This window comes from Agrobacterium sp. 22-3639C2 (genome assembly GCF_053522105.1).
In genome coordinates this window covers 736,171-762,353 of sequence record NZ_JBNWDB010000003.1, presented here as the reverse complement: position 1 = coordinate 762,353, position 26,183 = coordinate 736,171, and the positions used below count along the sequence as shown (strand labels likewise).

Sequence of the window (26,183 nt, the reverse complement as noted above, 5' to 3'; positions counted from 1 at the left end):
GCTTGGATCGCGCAAGGCAGCGCTTTCAGGAGGGGACCGGGTTTGACAGAAACGAAAACCGCTGACGTATCAGCCGGGAGCAAAGGCTGATGGGCGCCTATATTCTCAGACGTCTGGCGCTGATGATCCCGACCATTATCGGCATTATGGGCATTTCGTTTCTTGTCATCCAGTTCGCGCCGGGCGGGCCGGTGGAACAGGTCGTCGCGCAACTGACTGGGCAGGGCGACAGCGCCTCCGACCGCCTCTCCGGCGGCGGCGATCTTATGGGCCAGTCCGGCGGTTTCGATGAAAGCGGCTCGAAATATCGCGGTGCGCAGGGCCTTGATCCGGAGCTGATCGCCAAGCTCGAGAAACAGTTCGGTTTCGACAAGCCGCCGCTCACCCGTTTTCTCGAAATGATGTGGAATTACATACGCTTCGATTTCGGCGACAGCTTCTTCCGCAATTCCTCGGTCATCGATCTCATCATCGACAAGCTGCCGGTCTCGATGTCGCTCGGCTTCTGGATTCTGATCATCTCCTACATGATCTCCATTCCACTCGGCATCAAGAAAGCCGTTTCCGACGGCTCGACCTTTGATATTTGGACATCAGGCATCATCATCATCGGTTATGCCGTTCCAAGCTTCCTGTTCGGCATTCTTCTCATCGTGCTTTTCGCCGGAGGATCGTTCTTCGACTGGTTCCCGCTGCGCGGTCTGGTATCGGACAATTTTGACCAGCTGAACTGGTGGCAGAAGATCATCGACTATTTCTGGCACCTGACCCTGCCGCTGATCGCGCTATCGCTTTCGGCTTTCGCGACGACGACGCTTCTGACGAAAAATTCCTTCATCGACGAGATCAAGAAGCAATATGTCGTGACCGCCCGCGCCAAGGGGCTCAGCGAACGCAAGGTTCTTTATGGCCACGTCTTCCGCAATGCGATGCTGATCGTGATCGCCGGTTTTCCGGGCGCCTTCATCTCGGCATTCTTCACCGGTTCGCTGCTGATCGAGAATATCTTCTCGCTGGATGGCCTAGGCCGCCTCGGTTATCTCTCGGTCGTCAATCGCGACTACCCGATCGTGTTCGGCACGCTTTTCATCTTTTCGCTGATGGGCCTCGTGGTCAGCCTCCTATCCGACCTTATCTACACATGGATCGATCCGCGAATCGATTTCGAGCGGAGGGACGTGTGATGACGCTTGCCCATACCGCCGCAACGGAAACGTTGGTAAAGCCGAAGCGCCCCTGGTTTTCACCAACCACCAAGCGCCGCTGGCAGAATTTCAAAGCAAACCGGCGCGGTTACTGGTCCTTCTGGCTGTTCCTGATCCTGTTTTTCCTGAGCCTGATTGCGGAATTCATCGCCAATGACAAACCCATTTTCGCTTCTTACAAGGGCGAATTTCTGGTGCCGGTCATGGTCGATTATCCGGAGGAAAAGTTTGGCGGGTTCCTTGCCCAGACTGACTACAAATCCTCCTTCATTCAGGACGAGATCAACGCCAATGGCTGGATGATCTGGCCGCCGATCCGCTATTCCTATCAGACGGTCAATTCCAACATTCCGCATTCGGCCCCCACGGCACCCTTCTGGCTGATGGATGAAAAGGACCGCTGCTCGGCCTATCCGCAGGGTAATGCCGATCCCGGCTGTACGCTCGGCAATCTCAATTGGCTCGGAACCGACAATCAAGCGCGCGACGTCACGGCGCGGATGATCTATGGCTTCCGTATTTCCGTGCTTTTCGGCCTGACGCTGACGATCGCATCCGCCCTCGTTGGGGTGACTGCCGGCGCCATCCAGGGTTATTTCGGCGGCTGGACGGACCTGCTGTTGCAGCGTTTCATTGAAATCTGGTCATCCATGCCGGTGCTTTACATCCTGCTGATCATCGCGGCTATTCTGCCGCCGGGTTTCTTCGTGCTGCTTGGCATCATGCTGCTGTTTTCATGGGTCGGCTTCGTCGGCATCGTGCGCGCGGAATTCCTGCGTGCCAGAAACTTCGAATATGTCCGCGCCGCCCGCGCCCTTGGCGTCGGCAACTGGACAATCATGTTCCGGCATCTTCTGCCAAACGCCATGGTGGCAACACTGACCTTCCTGCCGTTCATCCTCTCCGGCTCGATCACCACTTTGACCTCGCTCGATTTCCTCGGCTTCGGCATGCCGCCGGGATCGCCGTCGCTGGGCGAGATGATCGCGCAGGGCAAGAACAATCTTCAGGCGCCCTGGCTTGGCCTCACGGCCTTCTTCACCATGTCCATCATGCTGTCGCTGCTGATCTTCGTCGGCGAGGCGGTGCGAGACGCCTTCGACCCACGCAAGACGTTCCGGTGATTGCCATGATGGAAACAAAGACCCAGCCGCTTCTCTCCGTCCGTGATCTCTCCGTTGCCTTTCATCAGGGTGGAGCGACCAGCATCGCCGTAGATCATGTCTCCTTCGACCTGATGCCGGGCGAAGTTGTCGCCCTGGTCGGGGAATCCGGCTCGGGAAAATCGGTCACGGCGAACTCCATTCTCAAATTGCTGCCCTATCCGGCGGCGAGCCATCCTTCGGGCAAAATCCTGTTCGACGGCAAGGATATGCTGACCCTGCCGGAACGCGCGTTGCGCGCTGTTCGCGGCAACGACATCACCATGATTTTCCAGGAGCCGATGACCTCGCTCAACCCGCTCCATACCATCGAGCGGCAGATCGGCGAGATTCTGGAACTGCATCAGGCAATCACCGGCGCTGAAGCGCGGGCGCGCACGCTGGAACTGTTATTGCAGGTGGGCATCCGCGAGCCGGAAAAGCGCCTGAAGGCCTATCCGCATGAATTGTCCGGCGGCCAGCGGCAGCGCGTGATGATCGCTATGGCGCTTGCCAACCGGCCGAAACTGCTGATCGCCGATGAACCCACGACCGCACTCGATGTAACCGTTCAGGCGCAGATCCTTGAACTGCTGAGCGACCTCAAAAACCGGCACGGCATGTCCATGCTGTTCATCACCCACGATCTCGGCATTGTCCGTAAGTTTGCCAATCGTGTCTGCGTGATGACCAAGGGAAAGATCGTCGAGACCGGCACGGTTGAGCAGGTGTTTACCGATCCGCAGCATGCCTATACCCGCCATCTTCTGGCTGCCGAACCCAAGGGCGAGCCGCCGCTTTCCGATGCCAGCAAACCTGTCGTCATGCAGGGCGACGACATAAAAGTCTGGTTCCCGATAAAGGCGGGGCTGATGCGCAAGGTGGTCGACCACGTGAAGGCGGTTGACGGTATCGATATTACCCTGCGCGCAGGACAGACGGTTGGCGTCGTGGGCGAATCCGGCTCCGGCAAAACGACACTCGGTCTCGCCCTATCGCGTCTTATAGCGTCTGAGGGGCGTATCAGTTTCATCGGTCAGTCGATCGACAGCTATTCCTATGAAATGATGAAGCCGCTCAGAAATCGGCTTCAGGTGGTGTTTCAGGATCCTTACGGTTCGCTCAGCCCACGCATGTCGGTGGGCGAAATCGTTGCCGAGGGTCTGAAGGTGCACGAGCGACAGCTTTCCGCCGATGAGCGGGATACCCGCGTCGCCCAGGCGCTGGAAGAAGTCGGGCTCGACCCGGAGACGCGCTGGCGCTATCCGCATGAATTTTCCGGTGGTCAGCGTCAGCGTATCGCCATTGCCCGCGCCATGGTGTTGAAACCTCGCTTCGTCATGTTGGACGAGCCCACATCGGCGCTCGACATGAGCGTGCAGGCACAGGTGGTCGATCTCTTGCGCGATCTTCAGGCCCGCCACGAACTCGCCTATCTCTTCATCAGTCATGACCTGAAGGTAGTTAAAGCGCTTGCCAACGACGTAATCGTCATGCGCAACGGCAAGGTGGTGGAGAGCGGCCCGGCAGCGGGGATATTCGCTGATCCGCAACAGGAATATACCAAGGCCCTGCTGGCTGCTGCTTTCAATATCGAGGCGGTCGAAACTAAAGCGGTGAGCCAGTAGCAGGCGCATTGCTGTTTCTATTAAGACGATGATTTTTCTGTTGCTTTGCGCAAAATGCCGACCCATGTTGCGCGGACGAGATACGCAAACGGATTGAATGCCATGGCAGCGGATGTGATCGTTTTGGGGGCGGGGATCATCGGGGTCTCCGTCGCTTTGCAACTGGCCCGCAGGGGCAAATCGGTGGTGCTGGTGGACCGGCGGGGACCGGGTGAGGAAACGTCCTTCGGCAATGCCGGACTGATCCAGAGAGAGGGTGTCGTTCCCTACGCCTTCCCGCAGGAAGTTAGCCGGCTTCTCCGCTATTCCCTGAACAACAGCATCGATGCCCGTTATCATCTCTCGGCCCTGCCGAAGATCGCGCCTTTTCTTGGCCGCTACTGGTATAATTCCGCAGCCACGCGCCACGCAGCAATTGCCCGCGCCTACGCGCCGCTGATCGAGCACTCGGTCTCCGAACACAGCATCCTGATCGATGAAGCCAAGGCCGGCGATCTAATCGTGAAAAACGGTTGGATGGAGGCCTACAGGACCGCCGAAAGGCGGGATGCAGACTTTGCTTTCGCCGAACGTCTGGCGCGCGACCACGGCATCTCCCACACGAAACTCGATGGGGCGGAACTCGCCGCGGCGGAGCCGCATCTCAGCCGCGAGTTCGTCGGCGGTTTGAAATGGAATGATCCATGGTCGGTGCGCGATCCACATGCGCTGACGCTCGCCTATGTCAAACTGTTCGAGAGCCTTGGCGGAACCTTTGTCCGGGGTGATGCATCCACGCTCAGCCAGACGACAAGTGGTTGGACGGTACGCACCGAGACCGGGGCGGTGGAAGCTGAACAAGCCGTTGTCGCACTAGGCCCCTGGGCGGATACGGTGACGGAACGGCTCGGTTACCGCTTTCCGCTCGGCGTGAAACGCGGCTATCACATGCACTATGCGCCGCAGGAGGGCACCAAGCTCAACAACTGGCTAATCGACGCCGAGCGCGGTTATTTCCTCGCGCCAATGCGCAAAGGCATCCGCCTGACGACCGGCGCGGAATTTGCCGAACGCGATGCGCCGAAATCCCCCGTGCAGATCGAGCGGGCGGAACGGGTCGCCCGCACCGTCTTTCCTCTGGGCGGCAGGCTGGATGCGGAACCCTGGATGGGCGCGCGTCCCTGCACACCGGATATGATGCCGATCATCGGCAAGGCGCCGCGCCACAGGACATTGTGGTTCTCGTTCGGTCACGCCCATCACGGCCTCACACTTGGGCCCATCACTGGCCGTGTGCTGGCGGAAACCATGCTGGGAGAAACGCCGGTCATCGCCATCGATGCCTATCGACCCGAAAGGTTCAATCCCTAGATCCTGATGAACTGAAGTCATCTCTGGCGAAAACCGTGTACACTTTTCGCCATCCCGCTCTGATGGCCGAATCCGCTGGCCTTCGCGCGGCGGGCCACGTAACATGGGCTTATGAAAAGGGAAAAGGGGCAAGCGTCATCATGACGGCGAGGTTTCTCATCTATCAACAGCAGGACGATTTTCGTTAGCGAAGCGCTTCTGCGCGCGAAACAGAAGAGAAACGGCCTGCTGGTGCATGATGGATGATATTGAAAAAGCAAAGAAATTTTTCGACGATAACCCCGATATCGAAATTCTCGAAGCCTTCGTCATAGATGCGAACGGCGTGCCGCGCGGCAAATGGATTCCGCGCGAAAGGGCGATCGATGTCCTTGAAAAGGGAATGGCGATCCCACGCTCGGTCTATGCGCTGGATATCTGGGGCCGCGATGTGCATGCCGCAGGCCTCGCCGAAGGGACGGGCGATCCGGACGGGTTCTGCTTTCCTGTTCCCGGCACGCTGTCTCGGGTGACATGGCTTGGCCGGCCGACCGCACAAGTCCTGCTCGCGATGAAAAATCCTGATGGAACCGGGTTTTATGGCGATCCGCGCAATGTTCTGGCAAGGGTGCTGGAAGCCTACAAAAAGGCCGGCCTCACGCCGGTCGTGGCGACCGAACTTGAATTTTACCTGATCGACCCGGTTCGCTCTGCGCTCGATCCGGTGCGTCCGCCGCATAGCCGCGAAGGCCGGTGGCACACGGGCCAGACACAGGTTCTGTCGATTTCCGAATTGCAGGATTTCGAGGATGTCTTCCATGATATCGCAACCGCATGCAGGGCGCAGGGTGTTCTTGCCGATACGACGCTGCGGGAAAACGGGCCCGGCCAATATGAAATCAACCTCAATCATGTGCCGGACGCGTTGCGGGCCGCCGATTTCGCTGTCTTCCTGAAACGCATCGTCAAGGGTGTGGCGCGGCGGCACGATCTCGACGCCACCTTCATGGCGAAGCCGTACGGGTTACAGGCCGGCAATGGCATGCATGTGCATTTTTCCGTTCTCGATAGTGACGGCAGGAATATCTACGCCGGGGAAAACGGCCCATCGGACGCGCTGATGCATTCGGTCGGCGGCCTTCTGGAAAACATGGGGGAGAGCATGGCGATCTTCGCTCCCCATGCCAATTCCTATCGCCGCCTGACGCCCAGCGAACATGCGCCCACCTATGCCTCCTGGGGCATAGACAACCGCTCGGCGGCGGTGCGCGTTATCACTGCCAGCAAGGCCGCAACCCGCATCGAACATCGTGTCGCCGGCGCCGATACCAATCCCTATCTCGTTGTGGCGATGATCCTGAGTGCTGCCCTTGCCGGCATGAAGGAAAAACGCCAGCCGGGCGGCGCGATTTCCGGCGACAGCCACGCCATCAATCACGAACCTCTGCCCACTAACTGGGATTATGCATTGCAGCGTTTCACGCGTTCGAGTTTCGCCTATGCGACGCTTGGCCAGCGTTATCGCACGCTGTTTTCTGCCTGCAAACAGCAGGAACTTTCCGAATTTTCCCTGCGTGTAACCGACGTCGAATATGACGCCTATATCAGGACGGTGTGAGATGGCTGAGGTGACGACTATTCCCAATCCCGGCCACACATCCTCCTGGTATGCGGCCTCCGCCAATGTCAAATCCGTGCGGCCAACGCTTGAAGGCGCAATGGAAGCGGATGTCTGCGTCATCGGTGGCGGGTTTACCGGCATTTCCGCAGCACTCGAACTTTCCGAACGCGGCTATTCCGTTATCGTGCTGGAAGGCGTGCGGGTTGGCTTCGGCGCCTCGGGGCGCAATGGCGGCCAGATCGTCAATGGCTATAGCCGCGACCTCGAAACAATCGCCAGTCGTTACGGCCACGACAAGGCGGTGAAACTCGGCGAAATGTCGCTGGAAGGCGGGGAGATCATCCGCAGCCGCATTTCGAAATACGCTATCGATTGCGATCTCGTCGATGGCGGTTTCTTTGCGGCCTTCACGACGAAACAGATTCGCGAGATGGAGGCCCACAAGGCCCATTGGGAAAAACACGGCCATGGCGGGCTTGAGATGGTCTCCAAAGCCGATGTCGGAAAATACGTGCGGACCGATCGTTATGCCGGCGGCATGATCGACCGTTTCGGCGGCCACATCCATCCGCTCAATCTGGTGCAGGGGGAAGCCGCGGCGGCCGAAAGTCTCGGTGCGCGCATATTCGAAAATTCGAGGGTCATTTCGCTGGAGCAGGGCGTAAACCCTGTCGTGCGCACGGCGACGGGCAGCGTGAAGGCGAAATATGTTCTCGTCTGCGGCAATGCCTATCTCGGCAAGCTGCTGCCGGAAATCGGCGACCGGATGATGCCGGTCTCAAGCCAGGTCATGGCGACAGAGCCGCTTGATGCCGATCTGATCGAGCAACTCCTGCCAGCCAATTATTGCGTCGAGGATGCCAATTATATTCTCGATTATTATCGCCGCACCTCCGACAACCGCCTGCTTTATGGCGGTGGTATCGGTTATGGCGGCAGCGATCCGGCGGATCTGACCGGGGTAATCCGTCCGAATATGCTGAAGACTTTCCCGCAACTGGAAAAGACGAAGATCGATTTTGCCTGGAGCGGCAATTTCGCGCTGACGCTGACGCGCATCCCGCATATGGGCAAACTGTCGGACAATGTCTATTTTTCGCATGGCGACAGCGGCCACGGTGTCACCACCACGCATCTGCTCGGCAAGATATTGGGCGAGGCCGTTGCAGGCCACGCCGAGCGTTTCGATGTCTGGAGTTCCCTGCCGAATTATCCGTTCCCAGGCGGTAAGACGTTCCGCGTGCCGCTGACCGTGCTTGGTGCATGGTGGTACGGCCTGCGCGACAGGCTCGGATTTTAAAAAATCACCGCTTTCAGGCCCGAAAGTGCGTTTGCGGTAATTTCCTCCGGCGTGGCGTCGATGCTGACGGTTACGACGCCGGGTTCGCCCGTCGGCACTTCCAGCGTGGCAAGCTGGGTCTGGAGCAGCGAGAGCGGCATGAAGTGGCCCTTGCGTTCGCCCATACGCCTGCTGAGAAGTTCCAGGCTGCCGTCCAGATAGACGAAAGCGAGCGGGCCACCGGTAGCCTCGCGAAGGCGGTCGCGATAGATTTTCTTCAGCGCCGAGCAGGAAACGACGACACCGTTATTTTCGTTTCCCTTGCGCAGTTCTGCGCCAATCAGATCGAGCCAGGGCCAGCGATCTTCGTCGGTCAGCGGAATGCCCTCTGACATCTTGTCGACATTGGATTTCGGGTGAAGCTTGTCGCCCTCAATAAAGGCAATGCCCAGTTTTTCCGCCAGTTCCTCTGCGACCGTGGACTTGCCAGAGCCGCTCACTCCCATCACGACGATTGCCTTTGTCACCCGAACCTCGAATGTTTCTGTTTCGACGGTCAGCCCCTAACATGCGCGGCGGATGTCGGGAACATAAAAATGAGGAGCTTGCATTTGTCAGTGCCCGGTTTTGCGGGCCGCTGCCTTTTCGAGTGCAGAAAAGCTGGCGTGGATCAGGATTGCCAGCACAGCGACGATCAATCCGCCCTGAAGGATGAAGGCGAGATTGTTGGATTGCAGGCCGGCGATGATCACCTCTCCGAGCGTGCGGGCCGCGACCGTAGAACCGATGGTTGCTGTCGAAAGGCTGATCACCGCCGAAAGCCTGATGCCTGCGAGGATCGCCGGAAGGGCAAGTGGCAGCTCCACTTTAACAAGTCTTTGCCAGCCGGTCATGCCGGCGCCCTTTGCGGCATCCATTACAGTTGGCGGCAGCGTGGTCAGCCCTGTCAGCGTATTTTCGAAAACCGGTAGAAGCGCATAGAGAAACAGCGCAATGAGCGTCGGTTTCTCGCCAAAGCCGATCATCGGCACGGCAAGCGCCAGCACCGCCACCGGCGGAAAGGTCTGGCCGATATTGACGATGCTGCGCGATAGCGGCAGAAAATCCGCGCCGAAAGGGCGGGTGACGAGAACCGCAAGGGCTCCCGCCACCAGCGTGGCCAGCCCCGTTGCGATTGCGACAATGGTCAGATGCGACAGTGTCAGGGAAAGCAGATTGGCCTGCGTGTAGATCGCCGGCGCGTTGGTCTGCACAAGAGGGCGGAATATCGGTGCGAAAACCTGCGGCGCCGCGAGAAAGGCCATCAGCGCCAGCACCAGAAGCCCGGGGGCGAAAAACGAAGCGGCATTTTTCATGGGGTTCCGGCAGCCCGCTGGAGCAGAACATCGCGCCGCACGATACCTGCGGGTTTGCCATCGTCTTTCAGCACCGGCAAGGTATCGCAGCCCGCCCACAACATTGCAGACAGGGCGTCGCGCTGGCTGGTATGTTCATTCAATGGTTCGCCTTCAGCGCTTCCCGGCTCCACGACGTCTGCAACCGACAGGACGGATAACAGTTTCAGGGCGCGCTCGTTTTCGCCGATCATGGTGCGGACGAAATTCGTTGCCGGTTTCAGCACCAGCTCGGCCGGCGGGCAGTCCTGAACGATACGGCCCTTGTCCATGACGGCAATACGATCCGCCAGGTGAAAGGCCTCGTCCATATCATGCGTGACAAGAACGATGGTGACACCGAGCTTCTTCTGGATATCGAGAAGATCGTTCTGGGCCTTTGCGCGGATAACCGGGTCCAGTGCACCGAAAGGTTCGTCCATCAGAAGAATGTTCGGTTCTGCTGCAAGCGCGCGCGCCACGCCGACACGCTGTTGCTGGCCGCCTGAAAGCTCATGCGGAAAGCGGTTGGCATAAAGCGCCGGGTCCAGCTGGAAGAGCTGCATCAGCGCGTCTATTTTCGCATCGATTCGCTTGCGGTCCCAGCCGATGAGCTGCGGAACCGTCGCGATATTCTCCGCCACGGTGCGATGCGGAAACAACCCATGGCCCTGAATGGCATAGCCGATCTGACGGCGCAGCTTGTAGCCCGGCATGGTGCTCACATCGTCTCCGTCGATGCGGATAGTGCCGGAGGTCGGCTCCACCAGCCGGTTTATCATGCGCAGCAGCGTGGTTTTTCCCGACCCGGAAGTGCCGACGATGACGGTGACGGTGCGCGGCGCCACAGTCAGGGAGACCTGGTCGACCACGACCGTATCGCCATATCGTTTCGTGATGGTGTCGATCTCGATCATGCCTTTTGCCTTCCGCCTGCGCTGAAGAGATTGCTGTCGATAAGGGCGTCGAGCGTAATCGCGGCGGCGAAGCCGAGCAGAACGGTCGGCACGGTGCCGAGCAGTACGAGGTCCATCGCGGTCTGCCCTATGCCCTGAAACACGAAAACGCCAAATCCACCGCCGCCGATCAGCGCTGCGATGGTCGCAAGACCGATATTCTGCACCAGCACGATACGGATGCCGGTGAGGATGACGGGCATGGCGAGTGGAAACTCCACCCGCAGCAGCCTTTGCAGAGGCGTCATGCCAAGCCCGCGCGCGGCTTCCCGCACTGCCTGCGAAACGCCGGACAGGCCGACCACCGTATTGGAGACAACGGGCAGCAGCGAATAGAGAAATAGCGCCACGAAGGCCGGCGCCATGCCGATGCCGGCGATGCCGATCTTCGCCGCACCCGGCACATTGGCTGCCATCCATCCGAGTGGCGCGATCAAAAGGCCGAAAAGCGCGATGGAGGGAATGGTCTGGACGATATTGAGAGCGTTCAGTAGACCGGAGCGCAAACGCTCGACCTTGTAACAGAGAATGCCGAGCGGGATACCGGCGAGGGTGGCTGCAACCAGCGACCCGATGGCAAGTTCCACATGCCGCAGTGCTTCGGTCCAGAAGATATCTGCCCGGCCGGTATATTCCTTGATGATGGAGAGATCGTCCCAGAGGCCGCTTGTCAGTACCGCCGCAAGCGTCCCGGTTGCCACCAGCAACAGCAAAATCCGCAAAGTGGGTTTCGGCTGGAGACGTGCAATGCAATCGGCGGCAAGCAATGCAAGCCCTGCAAACATCAACCAGAAACCGCTGGCGGGCGAAACGCGGGCAAAACTGTTGCCCTCAGGTGTCAGCGCAGACGCCGCCTGCCCGACGAAGATCGCCAGTGCCGCGAGACCGACCAGCGCAGCGGCGAGTTTCAGGTGCGCCGGAAACCGGAAAAAGGCGATGAAGGCGGCGACAATAATGATGGCGACGAGGAGGGTAGCAGCAGCAACCGGAAGCGCTTCGAAGATCGTGCGCGTTTTACCCTGAATGATCCGGTTAGCTCGGAATGTCATGAAGGGGGCCGCTGCAAGCGCGTAGAGAAGCAGGCACGAAATCAGCACGCCTACCTTGTCAGGCCATTTCGTCAAATTCCGCTCCCCCGGGTCATAGGTTCGGACGGGATGGTGAACCTCACATCGTTTCCGATATCCCGCCCCAACGGTTCTCTGGAAATTACTTGAGGAAACCGTTCTTTGTCAGGAAGTCGGTCGCAACTGCCTTGGCCTGTTCGCCCCCCACCTGCACGCGGGCGTTCAGCTCCTGCAAGGTTGCCAGATCCAGCTTTTCGAAAACAGGTTTCAGCAATGTCTCGATATTGGGGTTCTTTTTCAGAACTTCCTCGCGAATGATCGGCGCGGGCTGGTAGACGGGCTGCACATGCTTGTCGTCCTCAAGCACGACAAGGCCGGACGGCGCTATGCCACCATCGGTGCCATAGACCATGGCAGCATTGGCATTGTTCGTCTGGTTTGCGGCGGCAGCGATAGTGGCAGCCGTGTCGCCACCGGAAAGCGTGATCAGCTGATCCGGCTTCATGGTGAAGCCGTAGGTGGTCTGAAATGCTGGCAGGGCGGCTGCGGAATTGACGAATTCCGAGGAGGCGGCAAGAACGACCTCACCGCCACCGGCAATGTATTTGCCGAAATCTGAAAGCGTCTTCAGATTGTTCTTGTCGGCAACATCCTTGCGCAGCGCGATCGCCCAGGTGTTGTTTGCGGGCGATGGTGTCAGCCAGACGATCTTGTTGGCGTCATAGTCGAGTGTCTTGGCTTCCTGGTAAGCCTTGGCGGCATCTTTCCAGAGCGGGTCGTCCGCCTTGGAGAAGAAGAAGGCGGCGTTGCCTGTGTATTCCGGATAAATGTCGATCTCGCCAGCAGTGATCGCTTTTCTGACGACCGGGGTAGCGCCGAGCTGGATGCGATCCGTCGTCTCGATATTGTTCTTGTTCAGCACGGCAAGGATGATGTTGCCGAGAACGCCACCCTCCGTGTCGATCTTAGACGACACCACCACCTGCGCCTGAGCGAAGGAAACAGAAAGGGCAAGCGCAAATCCGGCGCCTGTCAACATCATCAAGCGGTTCATGAATAGTCCTCCGGTGGGTCAGCCTGTCGAACACGCGAAAAATCGCCGCCGCAATTGCGGAGAAACATGAACGGCCAGAGGAACAAATGGTTGCAACGCCATTGGCGTTTTTTACCTGAATGGCGAGGGCGCTGGCCCGGCTTAGATTTCGCCGTCCCGCTTGCGTGCATCCTTGCCCATGACCAGCGGCATGAGAACCGACAGGAACAGGAGCCGTAAGACGTGATGTGACCCGACATAGGCGGTATCGGCATGCATCATCACGGCCATCGCCGCCATGGTTTCAAGCCCGCCCGGCGAATAGGCGATCATCACCGCATTGAGCGGAACGCCTGTAATGTTGGAAATCATCCAGGCGATACTTCCGGCGATCACCATCACGGCGATGGTGACGACGAAACCTGCCAGAAAGCCTTTTCGCACATCCATCAGCGACACATTCGAAAAGCGCGTGCCGATGAGACAGCCGATCAGCACATAGACCGGCAGGCTGAGCCAGCTCGGAACGCCGCCCTCGGTAAGGCTGGTAATATGGGTGCCGATGGAAACCGCGACGCCGCCCAGCAGCAGGGCTGCGGGAAATCTCCAGCGAAGGAACAGCCATCCCATCGCAAGCGACGCGCCAATGGTCAGGGCCAGTGTGAACAGGCCCATCGGTGGATTGGCGATGAGCGGTTCCGTGCTGACGAGATCGAAATATTCAACAATCAGCGGCACGGAAAGCGTCAGCGCCAGCACCCGCACGCTTTGCACGATGCTGACGGTCGCAAGGTCGCTTTTCGTCTCGGCGCCGAGGCTGATGATATAGCTGAGGTGCCCGGGCGAAGCGCCCAGCATTGCCGTCGTCCTGTCGTATCCGAAGCCGTAATGCAGGATCCAATAGGCGACATACAGCATGATGACGACTGCAACGAGCACGATGACGAAGCTCAGTGGCCATGTCTTCGCGGCATCGATCACCGACGGCGTTACGCTCGTTCCCATCGAAATGCCGACCACAACGAAACAGGCATTGCGGATGAAGGCGGGAATCCCAAGCTTCACGCCCGCCAGTCCCGTAATCGTCACGGCGAGCGCCGGACCGGACAGAAACGGCGCTGGAACGTTAAGGAGACTGGCAAGCAGCGCACCCATGCTGCCGACGAGCGCGGTAAGTGCAAATGTATGGAATTCAGGCTTGATGATCATTGCGACGCTGGCTGATTGCTTCAAAAAAGCTCGCGACCAAATGCGCCGCTTCGTCTCCTGGCGTCAACACGCTCGACCAAAAATATTGCATTTCCGAAGTATTCTATAAAAGAAAAGCCCGTGACCTGCGGACACGGGCTAGCGCAATTGTTGCTTGGGCAATGGGATGATCAGGCGGCCGGCAAGGCGGCGATCTTTGGCATTTCCGTGTCGATGCCGAGCAGGAAGTTGATCTGCGGCCGCGCCTTGACGAGATCGTCGATGGAATATTCCGCCAGCACATCGAAGAAGGCATTGAGCGCCTTGCGAAGCGCCGAGTTGAGGCCGCAGCTATCCACAAGCGGACATTCGACAGCACCGTCCTCGAAGCATTCCGCCATGGCAAAACTGTCTTCGGTCACCTTCACCACGTCAAACAGGCTGATTTTCTCAGCGGGTTTACCAAGACGCACGCCGCCGTTACGGCCGCGCACGGTTTCCACCAGACCGGCCTTGTTGAGCGGCTGCAGAATTTTGAAAAGGAACAGCTCAGATACGCCATAAGCCCTGGCGATCTCCGGAATGCGGCTCAACTTGCCTTCATTTGCGGCGCAATACATCAACATGCGAACGGCATAGTTGGTCTGTTTGGTCAAACGCATGCTGGTCTCCTAACTCTCAATGTGGAGTTATATAGTCTCTTTTTCAGTTTAGAACAATTCCAGAAACTGAAAAAACTGGCAGCCATCCGATATTTCTCGGACAGCCTTGTTGACCGCTTTGATGATTCATGAACAAACAAGTCAAGAATCTGAATGTAATGGAGGCATTCTTAATGGCAAGCTTGAAATCGTGTTTTTCCGCTGCCGTTTTTTCGGGTCTGACGATCCTCTGGGCCGCGCCCGCTGCTTTTGCGGGCGGCGAGGTGAACGTCTATTCCTACCGGCAGCCCGAGTTGATCCAGCCGCTGCTCGATGCCTTCACGAAAGAAACGGGCATAGAGGCCAACGTTCTCTTCCTCGACAAGGGTCTGGTGGAGCGCATTCAGGCAGAAGGCGTCAATTCGCCGGCCGACGTGCTGTTGACGGTCGATATCGCCCGGCTTGTCGAGGCGAAAGAAGGCGGCGTCACACAGCCGGTGCTGAACGATCCCGTCATTGAAAAGGATATCCCGGCCAATCTGCGCGATCCGCAAGGCGAGTGGTTCGGCCTGACGACGCGTGGCCGCGTGGTATATGCCTCAAAGGAGCGGGTCACCCAGAAAGACATCACCTATGAAGAGCTTGCCGATCCGAAATGGAAGGGCAAGATCTGCATTCGCGACGGCCAGCATTCCTACAATATCGCGCTGATCGCCTCGATGATCGCCCATCATGGTGTCGATTATACCCGGACATGGCTGACCGGCCTTAAGAACAATCTTGCCCGCAAGCCTGATGGAACAGACCGCAGCCAGGCCAAATCGATCTTTTCCGGCGAATGCGATATCGCGCTAGGCAATACCTATTATGTCGGCCTGATGCTGACCAACGACCGCGAGCCGGAGGAAAAGGTTTGGGCGGGATCGGTGCGGGTGATCTTTCCCAATGCGGGCGATCGCGGAACGCATGTGAATATTTCCGGCATGGCGCTGACGAAATACGCACCCAACAAGGACAATGCGCTGAAGCTGATGGAATTCCTGGCATCGCGCGAGGCGCAGGAAATCTATGCCAAGCAGGTCTTCGAATACCCGGTGCTGCCCGGCGCGGAGCCTTCCGATGTCGTGAAGGGCTTCGGCCCCATCAATCCGGACAAGCTGCCACTGACGGATATTGCCGCCCACCGCAAACAGGCATCCGAGCTGGTGGACGAAGTGGGTTTCAACGACGGCCCGACCAATTGACGTCGTTTACACGCCTGTGACCGGTTAGGATACCGGCGGGTCAATCGCCCGCCGGGTCATTGTTTAGAGACGCATTGCTTACTTCATCGTCGGCATGACGAATTCGGCACCCGATTTGATGCCGGACGGCCAACGCGAGGTGATCGTCTTGGTCTTCGTCCAGAACTTGATCGAATCTGTTCCGTGCTGGTTGAGATCGCCGAAGCTCGAGGCCTTCCAGCCGCCGAAGGAGTGGTAGGCGAGCGGAACAGGGATCGGAACGTTGATGCCGATCATGCCGATATTGATGCGGCTGGCGAAGTCACGCGCAGCGTCGCCGTCGCGGGTGTAGATCGCAACACCGTTGCCATATTCATGCTTCATCGGCAGTTCCAGCGCGTCTTCGTAGTTCTTGGCGCGAACGACGGAGAGAACCGGTCCGAAGATTTCCGTCTTGTAGATGTCCATGTCAGGGGTGACGTGGTCGAACAGGCAGCCACCGACGAAATAGCCGTCTTCATAACCCTGGAGCTTGAAGTCGCGGCCATCGACCAGCAGCTTTGCGCCCTGCTCGACACCGCTGTCGATCAGACCCTTGACGCGCGTTTGCGCTTCCTTGGTAACGAGCGGGCCCATATCGGCCTTGTCGTCGGTGTAGGGGCCGATCTTCAGTGCTTCGATCTGCGGGATGAGCTTTTCAACGAGACGGTTGGCCGTTTCTTCGCCAACCGGAACCGCAACCGACACGGCCATGCAGCGTTCGCCGGCCGAACCGTAACCGGCGCCCATCAGGGCGTTCACGGCCTGATCGAGATCGGCATCAGGCATGATGATCATGTGGTTCTTCGCGCCGCCGAAGCACTGTGCGCGCTTGCCGTTCATGGCGGCAGTACCGTAGACGTAGCGGGCAATCGGCGTGGAACCGACGAAGGAAACCGCGCCGATATCCGGATCGGTCAGGATGGCGTCGACAGCGCCCTTGTCACCATTGACGACGTTGAGGATGCCAGCCGGAAGACCTGCCTCGATCATCAGTTCGGCAAGGCGGATCGGCAGGGACGGATCGCGCTCGGAAGGCTTGAGGATAAAGGCGTTGCCGCAGGCGATTGCCGGCGCAAACATCCACATTGGGATCATGCCGGGGAAGTTGAACGGCGTGATGCCCGCACCGATGCCGACCGGCTGGCGGATCGAATACATGTCGATGGCGGGACCTGCGCCCTCGGTGAACTCACCCTTCTGCAGATGCGGAATGCCGCAGACGAATTCGCAGACTTCGAGGCCGCGCACGATATCGCCCTTGGAATCTTCGACGGTCTTTCCGTGCTCGCTGGAGAGCAGCACCGCCAGTTCATTCATGTCGCGGTTCAGAAGTTCGACGAACTTGAAGAAAACGCGGGCGCGGCGCTGCGGGTTGGTGGCGGCCCACTTCGGCTGTGCCGCTTTTGCGCTTTCCACGGCAGCGCGCAGCTCGGCGTCGCTGGCAAGCGCGACAGTCGCCTGCACTTCGCCGGTTGCCGGGTTGTAGACGTTAGATGTGCGGCCACTGGTGCCGGACACATGCTTGCCGTTGATGAAATGGCCGATTTCCCTCATGGGGCTTTCCTCCGCGATTTTTTGATGGGTGCAGCATTGCACTTGAATTTGTACAAATCAATGAACTCAGATAAGAAACCGTTGTGCGTAAATTGAAGCAAGGCGAGTATTTTGAGGGTGGCGGTGGATTTCCGACACCGACACGTTCGCCGGTCAACAGAAGGTCAGAAGCTTGATGAGCGATGAACCGGTCGTGCGGATGGCTGAAATCCAAATCGATCCAACCCAGCTGGATGCCTATCGCAGACTGCTTGCAGAAGAGATCGAAGCTTCGGTCAGCCTGGAAATTGGTGTGCTTGCATTAAATGCGGTGGCAATTAAAGGCAGTCCGGAAAAGATTCGCATCCTCGAAGTCTACGCGGACCGGGCGGCATATGAAGCGCATCTGCAAACGCCGCATTTTCTGAAATACAAAGAGGGTGTGGCAGGAATGGTGACGTCGCTGACCTTGCTTGATGTCGAACCCATAATGCTGCGCAGCAAACCATGAATTGGGATGACGTCCGCATCTTCCTCGCCGTTGCCCGCTCCGGGCAGATCCTTGCCGCATCGAAACGGCTCGGACTCAACCACGCAACGCTTTCGCGACGATTGACGTCGCTGGAGCAGGCACTGAAGACCCAATTATTTATCCGCCGGACGAACGGTTGCGAACTGACCGAAGAAGGTCAGCTGTTTTTGGGCGCCGCCGAGCGCATGGAAACCGAAATGCTGAATGCGCAGGCAAATCTCGGTCGTGTCGATACGGCAGTGGCGGGAACGGTGCGCATCGGCGCGCCCGATGGTCTCGGGGTTTCTTTTCTTGCGCCACGGCTTGGCCGGCTGACCGCGCGTTATCCCGACCTGAAAATCCAGCTCGTGCCGGTGCCGCGCTCCTTTTCCCTGTCGCAGCGAGAGGCCGATATCGCCATCACCATCGAGCGGCCGGAACAGGGTAGGCTGATGTTTTCCAAGCTCACCGACTATTCGCTGGGGCTTTACGCATCGAAGTCCTATCTCTCCGAATATGGAACGCCTGCGGATGTGGAAACACTCAAGCGCCATCGGCGCATCGGCTACGTCGAGGATCTGATCTTCTCGCCTTCTCTGAACTATACCGGCGAGATCATGCGCGACTGGGACGCCGCCTTTGAAATATCCAGCGCCACCGGTCAGACCGAGGCGGTGCGCTCGGGCGCCGGTATCGGCATCCTGCACAATTACATTGCCGGACAATATCCCGAACTTCTGCGGATCATGCCGCATATGAGCATAAGCCGGTCCTATTGGACGGCCTATCACGAATCCGCCCGTCAGTTGGTCCGCGTGCGCACGGTGGTCGATTTTCTCCAGGAACTCGTTGCCGAAGAGAAGCGCATGTTCGCGTGACATCGAAATTGCCGATTTATTAGTACTATTAATACGCGAGTCCTCCCGCTTCGGGCTTGACAAACGAGGGCTGGCTGAACGACCAATGCAGCCATTGGGAGAGAACGGAACCTGACATGCCGAATATATTACGAAAGCTTTCGCCGACTGGCCTCGGCGTGGCCGTCATGCTGCTTGGAATGCTGCTTTTCGCGTTGAACGACGCTATGGGAAAATGGCTGGTTTCGACCTACAGCCAGGGGCAGGTGATCCTCATCCGCAGCGTCGCTGCCCTTGTCATCCTGGTTCCGATCGTGTGGAAAGGCGGTCTTTCCGGCCTCATGAAAATCGAGCGACCGTCTCTTCAGGTGGCGCGCGTATTCTTCTCCACCGCCGAGCTTTTCTGTTTCTATTTCGCAGTCGCTGCCCTGCCGCTGGCAGACGTGATGACCTATTGGCTCGCCGCCCCCATTTATGTTGCGGCTCTATCGCCGTTTCTCCTGGGAGAAAAGGTCGGCTGGCGTCGCTGGACGGCCATCGCCATTGGTTTCGTCGGTGTTCTCATTGCCTTGCAGCCAAGCTCGGCAAGCCTCACCTCGGCCGCACTGTTTTCCATTCTCGGCAGCGCCGCCTTCGCCTTCATGATGTTGTCCGGACGCCAGCTACGCAACACGCCCGATACGGTGCTCGCTTTCTGGCAGATCATCGGTGCGGGGCTTGCGGGCCTCGTTGCGGTGTTCGTCACGCCGTCGGGCTGGTTGCCGGTCCAGTCCGGTTTCGATCTCGCTTTCCTCGGCCTGCTCGGCGTGGTCGCCATGGCAGCGCATGTGCTGGTCAACCGCGCTCTGAAGCTCGCGGACGCCGCGACCGTCGCGCCGCTGCAATACACATTGCTGCTCTGGGCGGTGGTCTTTGGTTGGCTGTTCTTTGGTGATGTGCCGCAGACCAGTATCGTCGTCGGTGCGGGCCTGATCGTTCTTTCCGGCCTTTATATTTTCTTCCGTGAAAATACGCTCAAACGCGGTCGCGAAAAGGTGGATATACTGGCTGCGGACTAGACATTTCCTCTGTTTACCCGTGATGGCGCCGCCGAAATCATCACGGGACTTGACGAAGAGGTGATCTTCGAGGAGTAAGAGAAGGTCCTGCGATCATATGTCTCGCAAGGGCAGAGGAAACAAAGGTGCCGGGCCCCTCTGGCGAGAGTTTTACGGCGCTCTCGTGATGTCGGTACCGCCTGCAAAAATTGGCCGGCGGATTAAAAACTATGAAAAACCTGAATGTGCTTCGCGCGCGTGCTTTCTGCGTGCGGCCCGACGTCCTGCGTCGTTCCGCAATCGCTCTCGTTACCGGAGGTAACCGGACATGAGCGCCGCCCAGAAAACCACACTTTCCTACTTCAAGTGGGCTTTTATCGTCACCATCGTCGGTCTGATCCTTGGCGGCTATCTCGGCTGGGAAATGACCGGAACTGTCAGTGGAACAGCGACGATCTTCTTCATTTGTGCGGTGCTTGCCGTGCTGGAAATTTCGCTTTCCTTCGACAACGCCATCGTCAACGCCAACAAGCTGAAAGAGATGACGCCAGTCTGGCAGCATCGCTTCCTGACCTGGGGTATTCTGATAGCCGTTTTCGGCATGCGTATCGTCTTCCCGCTGCTGATCGTGGTCGTTGCCGCCAATGTCGGCCCCTGGACGGCGCTCGTCATGGCGGCCACGCAGCCGGAACGTTATGCAGAAATCATGCGTGACGCCCATCTGCCGATCGCTGCTTTCGGCGGTACCTTCCTGATGATGGTCGGTCTCAACTTCTTCTTCGACCATGAGAAGGACGTGCACTGGGTGCGCTGGATCGAGGAAAAGGCTGCGGTCTATTCCTCCGTCAAGGGTATCGAGATCGCCTTCGTGCTGGTCGTCATGCTGGCCTTCTCTCGTATCATCGGCGCCAGCGACAATCCGGAGCTTGGTCCGGTTGCGGCCAACACCTTTTTCCATGCGGCAATCTGGGGTCTTTTGACCTTCCTGCTGGTGGAAGTCGTCGGCGGTATTCTCGATCGTAGCCAGGAAGTGCTCGAAGGCGCTGCAAAAGGCGGCTTCGGTGCGTTTCTCTATCTCGAGGTGCTCGATGCAAGCTTCTCCTTCGATGGCGTCATCGGTGCTTTTGCGCTGACGCAGAACCTGTTCATCATCGCCATCGGCCTCGGTATCGGCGCCATGTACGTGCGCTCGATGACGATCATGCTGGTGGAAAAGGGAACGCTCGCCGAATACCGCTATCTGGAACACGGCGCTTTCTACGCGATCCTCATCCTGTCCGTCATCATGTACGTGCAGACGATGTTCCACATTCCGGAGGTCATCACCGGCCTTGGTGGCGCGACCCTGATCGGCATTTCGCTCTGGTCGTCGATCCGACATAACCGGCGGCACAATGCAGATGCGACCGATGCCGCACGCGGTGCGGAAATCTGATCCATCCCGATCCCAGCCTTCCGCTGTTACGGCGGAAGGCAGTTTTTAAGCACTGAATTGCTGATTGCCTGTTTTTGTTGCTATTTCCGCCTTGCGGAAAATTTGAACATAACATCGAAGTTATACCCCAAGCACCTGTTTTTGCTCGTATTTGTGCGCTGCAGTAAAACTGGCACGCTTCCTGCATCTCATCTTGCAAGTCCAGAGGGGACATTAGAGGCCCGAAAAACGGGTTTAAACAACACCGCCGCGCCGCGCGATCTTTTATGATCTGCGAAGGCGCGGCGGTTCTGTTTGTGCGGTATGCTTCTTGAGTTTTCCGCTCCGTTGAATGAAAACGGTGGGATAACGACTGGAAGGTTACCGGTTTGCCTGCAGAACTTTCGCCTACGGAGGCCTTGGGGCTTTGGCATCGCGTATCTGCTGCGCAGGTCACGGCCGATGCGCCGGATTTGACCTTGCGCCAGACTACAATCCTGCTGCAGATATACCTCGTGCCGCCGCCACATACAGTCCGGGGCCTCGCCGCCTTGCTGGGCGTGACCAAACCGGTCATCACCCGCGCACTCGACAGTCTGGGAGCGCTCGGGCTGGTTGACAGGGTGCGGGACGAACGGGACAAGCGCAATGTCGTGATAAAACGCACCGTGGCAGGTGCGCTCTATCTGGAAAAATTCGGCGATCTGATTATTGATCAGGCACGCAAGATCTAACCTCTGGATGTGAAACCATGATGCTCGACCGCCGCCTGAATGTCTTCCGCTCCGATCTGGCCGATGAGAAACTGCAAGGCGTGGTTCAGGCCGAGCGTTTCGTCAGCGGTTCGCCCGCCCAGATCGCGGTGCCGGTTATTGGCCTGCGGCCAACGCCTGACCTTGCCGCCGGCATCGATACGGAGCTGCTGTTTGGTGAAACCGTGCGCATTTTCGACCGGGCGAATGGCTTCGCCTGGGTGCAGGCGGATGCGGATGGTTATGCCGGTTACGTGCCGGAGACGGCAATCGGCGATGTCGTTGCCGTTACCCACCAGGTGGTTGCGCCACGCACTTTCCTCTATCCTTCCGCCGAATTGCGCAAACCGCCGGTCGCAGCCATTTCCATGGGCAGCATGGTCCGGATCGTTGGTGAGGCCGAGACACGCGGCACCCGCTATCTGCTGACCGAAAAAGGCGAAGGCATTATCGCCGCCCATTGCCGACCAGCCGATGCCGCTCTTGAAGAGGACTATGTTGCGGTGGCCTTGCGCTTTATCGAGACACCTTATCTCTGGGGCGGCCGCTCCGGCTTTGGCATCGATTGCTCGGGCCTCGTGCAATTGTCCATGGCGATGACGGGCCGACGGGTTCTGCGCGATACCGACATGCAGGTGAAATCGCTCGGCGTGGAAATAGAACGCGATGAATTGCGCCGCGGCGATCTGGTTTTCTGGAAGGGCCATGTCGGGCTCATGGAAAACGAAGAGACGCTGCTGCATGCCAATGGCCACACGATGAATGTTGCACGCGAAAATCTCAATGAGGCCATCGAGCGCATCGGCTGGCTTTACGAAAAGCCGACGGCTTTCCGGCGTTTGGAAGGCTGAGGCGGCGGCTTCACGAAATTGTGCCTGCCTCGCCCTTTGTGCGACCACAGCCGAAAGCCTACATCGGTTGAATGATGGTACGGGACCGGCATCGATGAACACAAAAATGGCAACACGATTGGCAACGATGCTGGCAGCGCTTTTAATGAGCGCTTCCGCGCAGGCGCAGACCGTTTTTCAGAATGGTTTTGCTCCGGCTCCAGATGCCTATGCGAACCTGCCGGGTGTCAAGGACCCGCGAACGCTACAGCCCAAGGTGCGTTACAATTGCCATAGCGAACTTGGTGTAACTGGATATGCCCGCGGCCCATACCGGGATGTTTTCGGTAGTCGCGGTCTGCCGGTTCAGGGCTATCGCTGCACCGATGAGAACGGCATCTCCAGCTTCGGTGGCAGAAATCCCATCTCCAAGGACTGGTATCCCGGCATCAATCCAGTCGACCCGACCTTCTGAAGTAATATGACTTAAAGCGGCGTTTGCGCCGCCCGCACTCTGGACTTGTTGTTGCTTTTTCAGATAAATCTTTGACATGACAGGTTGATAATACCTGCCGAGGTGCGGGGTGACGTCGGCCCTGCCGATGTTCTGGGCCGATGCTGGGGAATGCAAGCATGACGAAGACCGATATAGCAACCCGTGTCCACAATCACACCTGGAAACTCGATCCGATCGTCCGCAGCCTGATCGATACGGATTTCTACAAGCTGCTGATGTTGCAGATGATCTGGAAACTCTATCCGGAAGTCGACGCGACGTTTTCGCTCATCAACCGCACGAAGACGGTGCGGCTGGCGGAAGAGATCGACGAGATGGAACTGCGCGAGCAGCTCGATCACGCGCGTACCCTGCGCCTCTCCAAGAAGGAAAACATCTGGCTTGCGGGTAACACCTTCTACGGCCGCTCGCAAATCTTCGAGCCTGAATTCCTCTCCTGGCTTTCGAGCTACCAACTGCCCGAATACGAGCTTTTCAAGCGCGACGGGCAATATGAGCTGAATTTCCACGGCCGCTGGATGGATACGACACTCTGGGAAATCCCGGCACTGGCGATCATCAATGAGCTACGCTCGCGCAGCGCAATGCGCTCGCTTGGTTATTTCACGCTGGATGTTCTCTACGCCCGCGCAAAGGCCAAGATGTGGGAAAAGGTCGAACGGTTGCGGGAACTGCCGGGCCTGCGAATTTCCGATTTCGGCACCCGTCGCCGCCACAGTTTTCTGTGGCAGCGCTGGTGCGTCGAGGCGCTGAAGGAAGGCATCGGCCCTGCCTTCACCGGCACGAGCAACGTCCTTCTCGCCATGGATTCAGACCTTGAGGCGGTCGGCACCAACGCGCATGAATTGCCGATGGTGGTTGCGGCGCTGGCGCAAACCAACGAGGAACTGGCCGCAGCACCCTATCAGGTTCTGAAGGACTGGAACCGGCTTTACGGCGGCAACCTGCTGATCGTGCTGCCCGATGCTTTTGGCACGGCGGCCTTTCTGCGCAACGCGCCGGAATGGGTGGCGGACTGGACGGGCTTCCGTCCCGACAGCGCGCCGCCGATCGAAGGCGGGGAAAAGATCATCGAGTGGTGGCAGAAGATGGGCCGTGACCCCCGCAAGAAGATGCTGATTTTCTCAGATGGTCTCGATGTCGATGCCATCGTCGATACATACAGGCATTTCGAAGGCCGGGTGCGCATGAGCTTCGGCTGGGGCACCAATCTGACCAATGATTTCGCCGGTTGCGCGCCGAAGACCATCGCCAGTTTGAAGCCGATTTCCATTGTCTGCAAGGTCAGCGACGCCAATGGTCGGCCAGCCGTGAAACTCTCCGATAATCCGCAAAAAGCGACAGGCGAACGATCCGAGGTGGAGCGTTATCTGAAGTTCTTTGGTGAGGAAGATCTCAAGGAACAGAAGGTTCTGGTTTGATTAAGGCCGGGCGCTCCGCTTAACGAAGCGCCCGTGGGCAAGTCAGATCAACCGTGGTACCGATTTACTTCGCAAACTGGTGTGTGATGTAATGGAAGAGTGCTCTGATACCTTGAGCCTCGCCGCCGATCGATGAATGGTGCCTTTCGCTCAAGGACCAGCCGTAAATATCGAAATGTGCCCATTTTTTCGTATTGGTGACGAAACGCTTCAGGAACAGGGCGGCGGTGATCGATCCTGCCATGCCGCCTGATGGCGCGTTGGTGATATCGGCCGCGCGTGAGCGGATATCCTTGTCGTACCCCATGTAGAGCGGCATGCGCCACAGGGGATCGTCGGTATCGATGCTGGCTTCCGCGATATCGTGGGCCAGATCGTCGTCATCGGTATAGAAGGGCGGCAGATCCGGGCCGAGAGCAACGCGGGCGGCACCCGTGAGCGTTGCCATGTCAATCATCAGGTCCGGCGCATCCTCGTCTGCATAGGCCAGCGCATCGGCTAGAACGAGACGGCCTTCCGCATCCGTATTGTCGATCTGTACCGTCAGGCCCTTGCGGCTCCTGTAGATGTCACCGGGACGGAAGGCGTTGGCGGAAATGGAGTTTTCGACGGCGGGCACGAGGACGCGAAGATTGACCGGCAGTTTCGCGTCCATGATCATCAGCGCGAGACCGAGAACATTGGCCGCACCACCCATGTCCTTCTTCATCAGCGCCATGGAGGCGGCTGGCTTGATATCGAGACCACCAGTATCGAAGCAGACACCCTTGCCAACGAGGGTCAGGCGGGGATTTCCCTTCTTGCCCCAGTTCATTTCCAGAAGGCGCGGTGCGCTTTCGCTGGCGCGGCCGACGGCATGGATGAGCGGGAAGTTTTCCTTCAGCAGATCGTCGCCGGTTATGACGCCCACCTTTGCCTTGTAGTGTGCGGCAAGGCTGCGGAAGGCGATCTCAAGCTCGTCCGGTCCCATATCGTTGGCCGGAACATTGATGAGATCGCGGGCGAGGAAGACGCCGGCCAGAACGCGCTTGATCTCGCCATCTTCGGCATCCTGCGGAATGAGAAGCTTGGCCCCGCTGGTTTTGGTTGTCTTGTATTTGTCGAAGCGGTAGCTGCCGAGGCCGAAACCGAGAGCCAGCCGATTGGCCGTCAATGGCGCGGTTTCAATATGCCACTCGCCTTCGGGCAGCTCGCGGGCCAGTTTTCCGGTTATGAACGGGATTTCTGAGGGATTGCCTCCAAGGCCGAGAAGAACGCCACCCAGCGAACCATCGGAAGAGGGAACAAGCAATACGGCGCCTGCTTCGGCCTTGAAACCCGCTTTTTTCGCCCAGTCCAGAGCAACAGGATCTATGGCACCCTGTTCGATATGGGCTGGCGTCACGGCGAAAACCGGCAGGGTGCTGCCAGCCTTGGAGCTGAAAGGTGTCGGGCGTTCGATGAACTGATAGGGCGCCATGGTCTGCTTTCGTAACTGTCGAGAATCGGTGCGATTAACGCTCTGTTAGGGTTAACAGATTATTGCTTAAGCGAAAGTTGCGTCATGTGAGTCTGTCGTATGTCGGGCGCAAGATCGATAATTCT

General features: G+C 58.3%; 24 protein-coding genes. 15 read left to right on the top strand and 9 right to left on the bottom strand.

Features of this window, described 5'->3' with window-relative positions:
* The first annotated feature begins 89 nt into the window (after positions 1-89).
* The 6 genes from ACQZ6D_RS16735 (at position 90) to ACQZ6D_RS16710 (ending at position 8,225) form a co-directional block, all read left to right on the top strand.
* Positions 90-1,184 (top strand): microcin C ABC transporter permease YejB, encoded by a 1,095-nt coding sequence (locus ACQZ6D_RS16735; RefSeq protein ID WP_003514512.1) that lies wholly within the window; start codon positions 90-92, stop codon positions 1,182-1,184.
* The gene (locus ACQZ6D_RS16730; RefSeq protein WP_003514514.1) at positions 1,184-2,329 is read left to right on the top strand and encodes an ABC transporter permease; all 1,146 of its coding nucleotides are present in this window, start codon (positions 1,184-1,186) and stop codon (positions 2,327-2,329) included. The genes ACQZ6D_RS16735 and ACQZ6D_RS16730 overlap by 1 nt, the downstream gene beginning before the upstream one ends.
* 5 nt (positions 2,330-2,334) lie before the next feature.
* On the top strand, positions 2,335-3,975 hold the full coding sequence (locus tag ACQZ6D_RS16725; RefSeq protein WP_083211604.1) for an ABC transporter ATP-binding protein: 1,641 nt from the start codon (positions 2,335-2,337) through the stop codon (positions 3,973-3,975).
* A 102-nt stretch (positions 3,976-4,077) separates the two neighbouring features.
* Positions 4,078-5,325 carry an NAD(P)/FAD-dependent oxidoreductase gene (locus ACQZ6D_RS16720; RefSeq protein WP_065703640.1) on the top strand — a complete coding sequence of 416 codons (1,248 nt, stop codon included), beginning with the start codon at positions 4,078-4,080 and terminating at the stop codon, positions 5,323-5,325.
* 235 nt (positions 5,326-5,560) lie between these two features.
* Positions 5,561-6,922 carry a glutamine synthetase family protein gene (locus ACQZ6D_RS16715; RefSeq protein WP_003514517.1) on the top strand — a complete coding sequence of 454 codons (1,362 nt, stop codon included), beginning with the start codon at positions 5,561-5,563 and terminating at the stop codon, positions 6,920-6,922.
* A 1-nt stretch (position 6,923) separates the two neighbouring features.
* A complete protein-coding gene (locus ACQZ6D_RS16710) occupies positions 6,924-8,225 on the top strand; it encodes an NAD(P)/FAD-dependent oxidoreductase (protein ID WP_003514518.1) in 1,302 nt (433 codons plus the stop codon).
* Here the strand turns inward: ACQZ6D_RS16710 and ACQZ6D_RS16705 are convergent.
* The 7 genes from ACQZ6D_RS16705 to rirA all read right to left on the bottom strand — a co-directional run bounded on the left by ACQZ6D_RS16705 (position 8,222) and on the right by rirA (position 14,483).
* Entirely contained in the window at positions 8,222-8,710 is a 489-nt protein-coding gene (locus ACQZ6D_RS16705) for a gluconokinase (RefSeq protein ID WP_003514519.1), read from the bottom strand. The genes ACQZ6D_RS16710 and ACQZ6D_RS16705 overlap by 4 nt on opposite strands.
* A 108-nt stretch (positions 8,711-8,818) precedes the next feature.
* Positions 8,819-9,559, bottom strand: coding sequence for an ABC transporter permease (locus ACQZ6D_RS16700; protein WP_003514520.1), 741 nt, complete (start codon positions 9,557-9,559; stop codon positions 8,819-8,821).
* Positions 9,556-10,494, bottom strand: a complete 939-nt coding sequence (locus ACQZ6D_RS16695) for an ABC transporter ATP-binding protein (protein ID WP_003514521.1) — start codon at positions 10,492-10,494, stop codon at positions 9,556-9,558. Before ACQZ6D_RS16695 ends, ACQZ6D_RS16700 begins: the two co-directional genes overlap by 4 nt.
* On the bottom strand, positions 10,491-11,657 hold the full coding sequence (locus ACQZ6D_RS16690) for an ABC transporter permease (RefSeq protein WP_448729833.1): 1,167 nt from the start codon (positions 11,655-11,657) through the stop codon (positions 10,491-10,493). The genes ACQZ6D_RS16695 and ACQZ6D_RS16690 overlap by 4 nt, the downstream gene beginning before the upstream one ends.
* An 85-nt stretch (positions 11,658-11,742) precedes the next feature.
* The gene (osmF, locus tag ACQZ6D_RS16685; protein ID WP_013635286.1) at positions 11,743-12,654 is read right to left on the bottom strand and encodes a glycine betaine ABC transporter substrate-binding protein OsmF; all 912 of its coding nucleotides are present in this window, start codon (positions 12,652-12,654) and stop codon (positions 11,743-11,745) included.
* 141 nt (positions 12,655-12,795) lie between these two features.
* A complete protein-coding gene (locus tag ACQZ6D_RS16680) occupies positions 12,796-13,842 on the bottom strand; it encodes an AbrB family transcriptional regulator (RefSeq protein ID WP_065703644.1) in 1,047 nt (348 codons plus the stop codon).
* A gap of 170 nt (positions 13,843-14,012) precedes the next feature.
* Positions 14,013-14,483, bottom strand: coding sequence for an iron-responsive transcriptional regulator RirA (gene rirA / locus ACQZ6D_RS16675; RefSeq protein ID WP_003514531.1), 471 nt, complete (start codon positions 14,481-14,483; stop codon positions 14,013-14,015).
* Positions 14,484-14,656: 173 nt separating this feature from the next.
* Here rirA and ACQZ6D_RS16670 point away from each other — a divergent pair, with 173 nt between their 5' ends.
* The gene (locus tag ACQZ6D_RS16670) at positions 14,657-15,706 is read left to right on the top strand and encodes a Fe(3+) ABC transporter substrate-binding protein (protein ID WP_236768911.1); all 1,050 of its coding nucleotides are present in this window, start codon (positions 14,657-14,659) and stop codon (positions 15,704-15,706) included.
* 78 nt (positions 15,707-15,784) lie between these two features.
* Here the strand turns inward: ACQZ6D_RS16670 and ACQZ6D_RS16665 are convergent, their stop codons facing one another.
* Positions 15,785-17,281, bottom strand: coding sequence for a CoA-acylating methylmalonate-semialdehyde dehydrogenase (locus ACQZ6D_RS16665; RefSeq protein ID WP_003514535.1), 1,497 nt, complete (start codon positions 17,279-17,281; stop codon positions 15,785-15,787).
* 175 nt (positions 17,282-17,456) lie between these two features.
* On the opposite strand from ACQZ6D_RS16665, the gene ACQZ6D_RS16660 reads away from it, so the two are divergent.
* The 8 genes from ACQZ6D_RS16660 (at position 17,457) to pncB (ending at position 24,599) form a co-directional block, all read left to right on the top strand.
* Complete coding sequence (locus ACQZ6D_RS16660) at positions 17,457-17,771, top strand: putative quinol monooxygenase (protein WP_065661492.1); 315 nt, start codon at positions 17,457-17,459, stop codon at positions 17,769-17,771.
* Positions 17,768-18,649: a LysR family transcriptional regulator gene (locus ACQZ6D_RS16655; protein ID WP_003514539.1), complete on the top strand. Its 882-nt coding sequence runs from the start codon at positions 17,768-17,770 to the stop codon at positions 18,647-18,649. The genes ACQZ6D_RS16660 and ACQZ6D_RS16655 overlap by 4 nt, the downstream gene beginning before the upstream one ends.
* A 116-nt stretch (positions 18,650-18,765) precedes the next feature.
* Positions 18,766-19,686 carry a DMT family transporter gene (locus ACQZ6D_RS16650; protein ID WP_003514540.1) on the top strand — a complete coding sequence of 307 codons (921 nt, stop codon included), beginning with the start codon at positions 18,766-18,768 and terminating at the stop codon, positions 19,684-19,686.
* A gap of 307 nt (positions 19,687-19,993) precedes the next feature.
* Positions 19,994-21,100, top strand: a complete 1,107-nt coding sequence (locus ACQZ6D_RS16645; RefSeq protein ID WP_003514542.1) for a DUF475 domain-containing protein — start codon at positions 19,994-19,996, stop codon at positions 21,098-21,100.
* 368 nt (positions 21,101-21,468) lie between these two features.
* Positions 21,469-21,813, top strand: a complete 345-nt coding sequence (locus tag ACQZ6D_RS16640; RefSeq protein WP_003514544.1) for a MarR family winged helix-turn-helix transcriptional regulator — start codon at positions 21,469-21,471, stop codon at positions 21,811-21,813.
* A gap of 17 nt (positions 21,814-21,830) precedes the next feature.
* The gene (locus ACQZ6D_RS16635; RefSeq protein ID WP_065703646.1) at positions 21,831-22,682 is read left to right on the top strand and encodes a C40 family peptidase; all 852 of its coding nucleotides are present in this window, start codon (positions 21,831-21,833) and stop codon (positions 22,680-22,682) included.
* A 94-nt stretch (positions 22,683-22,776) separates the two neighbouring features.
* Complete coding sequence (locus ACQZ6D_RS16630; RefSeq protein ID WP_065703647.1) at positions 22,777-23,136, top strand: hypothetical protein; 360 nt, start codon at positions 22,777-22,779, stop codon at positions 23,134-23,136.
* A gap of 158 nt (positions 23,137-23,294) precedes the next feature.
* Positions 23,295-24,599: a nicotinate phosphoribosyltransferase gene (gene pncB / locus ACQZ6D_RS16625; protein ID WP_003514549.1), complete on the top strand. Its 1,305-nt coding sequence runs from the start codon at positions 23,295-23,297 to the stop codon at positions 24,597-24,599.
* A 64-nt stretch (positions 24,600-24,663) separates the two neighbouring features.
* On the opposite strand, the gene ACQZ6D_RS16620 is transcribed toward pncB, so the two are convergent.
* On the bottom strand, positions 24,664-26,058 hold the full coding sequence (locus ACQZ6D_RS16620; protein WP_013635292.1) for a leucyl aminopeptidase: 1,395 nt from the start codon (positions 26,056-26,058) through the stop codon (positions 24,664-24,666).
* Positions 26,059-26,183 lie beyond the last annotated feature (125 nt).

Excerpts from the sequence above, each read along its gene's own strand:
- pncB (WP_003514549.1), top strand. The coding sequence starts at position 23,295 with ATGACGAAGACCGATATAGCAACCCGTGTCCACAATCACACCTGGAAA.
- ACQZ6D_RS16665 (WP_003514535.1), bottom strand. The coding sequence starts at position 17,281 with ATGAGGGAAATCGGCCATTTCATCAACGGCAAGCATGTGTCCGGCACC.
- ACQZ6D_RS16660 (WP_065661492.1), top strand. The coding sequence starts at position 17,457 with ATGAGCGATGAACCGGTCGTGCGGATGGCTGAAATCCAAATCGATCCA.
- ACQZ6D_RS16645 (WP_003514542.1), top strand. The coding sequence starts at position 19,994 with ATGAGCGCCGCCCAGAAAACCACACTTTCCTACTTCAAGTGGGCTTTT.
- ACQZ6D_RS16630 (WP_065703647.1), top strand. The coding sequence starts at position 22,777 with ATGAACACAAAAATGGCAACACGATTGGCAACGATGCTGGCAGCGCTT.
- ACQZ6D_RS16720 (WP_065703640.1), top strand. The coding sequence starts at position 4,078 with ATGGCAGCGGATGTGATCGTTTTGGGGGCGGGGATCATCGGGGTCTCC.
- ACQZ6D_RS16735 (WP_003514512.1), top strand. The coding sequence starts at position 90 with ATGGGCGCCTATATTCTCAGACGTCTGGCGCTGATGATCCCGACCATT.
- ACQZ6D_RS16715 (WP_003514517.1), top strand. The coding sequence starts at position 5,561 with ATGATGGATGATATTGAAAAAGCAAAGAAATTTTTCGACGATAACCCC.
- ACQZ6D_RS16705 (WP_003514519.1), bottom strand. The coding sequence starts at position 8,710 with ATGGGAGTGAGCGGCTCTGGCAAGTCCACGGTCGCAGAGGAACTGGCG.
- ACQZ6D_RS16650 (WP_003514540.1), top strand. The coding sequence starts at position 18,766 with ATGCCGAATATATTACGAAAGCTTTCGCCGACTGGCCTCGGCGTGGCC.
- ACQZ6D_RS16655 (WP_003514539.1), top strand. The coding sequence starts at position 17,768 with ATGAATTGGGATGACGTCCGCATCTTCCTCGCCGTTGCCCGCTCCGGG.
- ACQZ6D_RS16700 (WP_003514520.1), bottom strand. The coding sequence starts at position 9,559 with ATGAAAAATGCCGCTTCGTTTTTCGCCCCCGGGCTTCTGGTGCTGGCG.
- ACQZ6D_RS16670 (WP_236768911.1), top strand. The coding sequence starts at position 14,657 with ATGGCAAGCTTGAAATCGTGTTTTTCCGCTGCCGTTTTTTCGGGTCTG.
- ACQZ6D_RS16695 (WP_003514521.1), bottom strand. The coding sequence starts at position 10,494 with ATGATCGAGATCGACACCATCACGAAACGATATGGCGATACGGTCGTG.
- ACQZ6D_RS16635 (WP_065703646.1), top strand. The coding sequence starts at position 21,831 with ATGATGCTCGACCGCCGCCTGAATGTCTTCCGCTCCGATCTGGCCGAT.
- ACQZ6D_RS16710 (WP_003514518.1), top strand. The coding sequence starts at position 6,924 with ATGGCTGAGGTGACGACTATTCCCAATCCCGGCCACACATCCTCCTGG.
- ACQZ6D_RS16730 (WP_003514514.1), top strand. The coding sequence starts at position 1,184 with ATGACGCTTGCCCATACCGCCGCAACGGAAACGTTGGTAAAGCCGAAG.
- rirA (WP_003514531.1), bottom strand. The coding sequence starts at position 14,483 with ATGCGTTTGACCAAACAGACCAACTATGCCGTTCGCATGTTGATGTAT.
- ACQZ6D_RS16680 (WP_065703644.1), bottom strand. The coding sequence starts at position 13,842 with ATGATCATCAAGCCTGAATTCCATACATTTGCACTTACCGCGCTCGTC.
- ACQZ6D_RS16725 (WP_083211604.1), top strand. The coding sequence starts at position 2,335 with ATGATGGAAACAAAGACCCAGCCGCTTCTCTCCGTCCGTGATCTCTCC.
- osmF (WP_013635286.1), bottom strand. The coding sequence starts at position 12,654 with ATGAACCGCTTGATGATGTTGACAGGCGCCGGATTTGCGCTTGCCCTT.
- ACQZ6D_RS16620 (WP_013635292.1), bottom strand. The coding sequence starts at position 26,058 with ATGGCGCCCTATCAGTTCATCGAACGCCCGACACCTTTCAGCTCCAAG.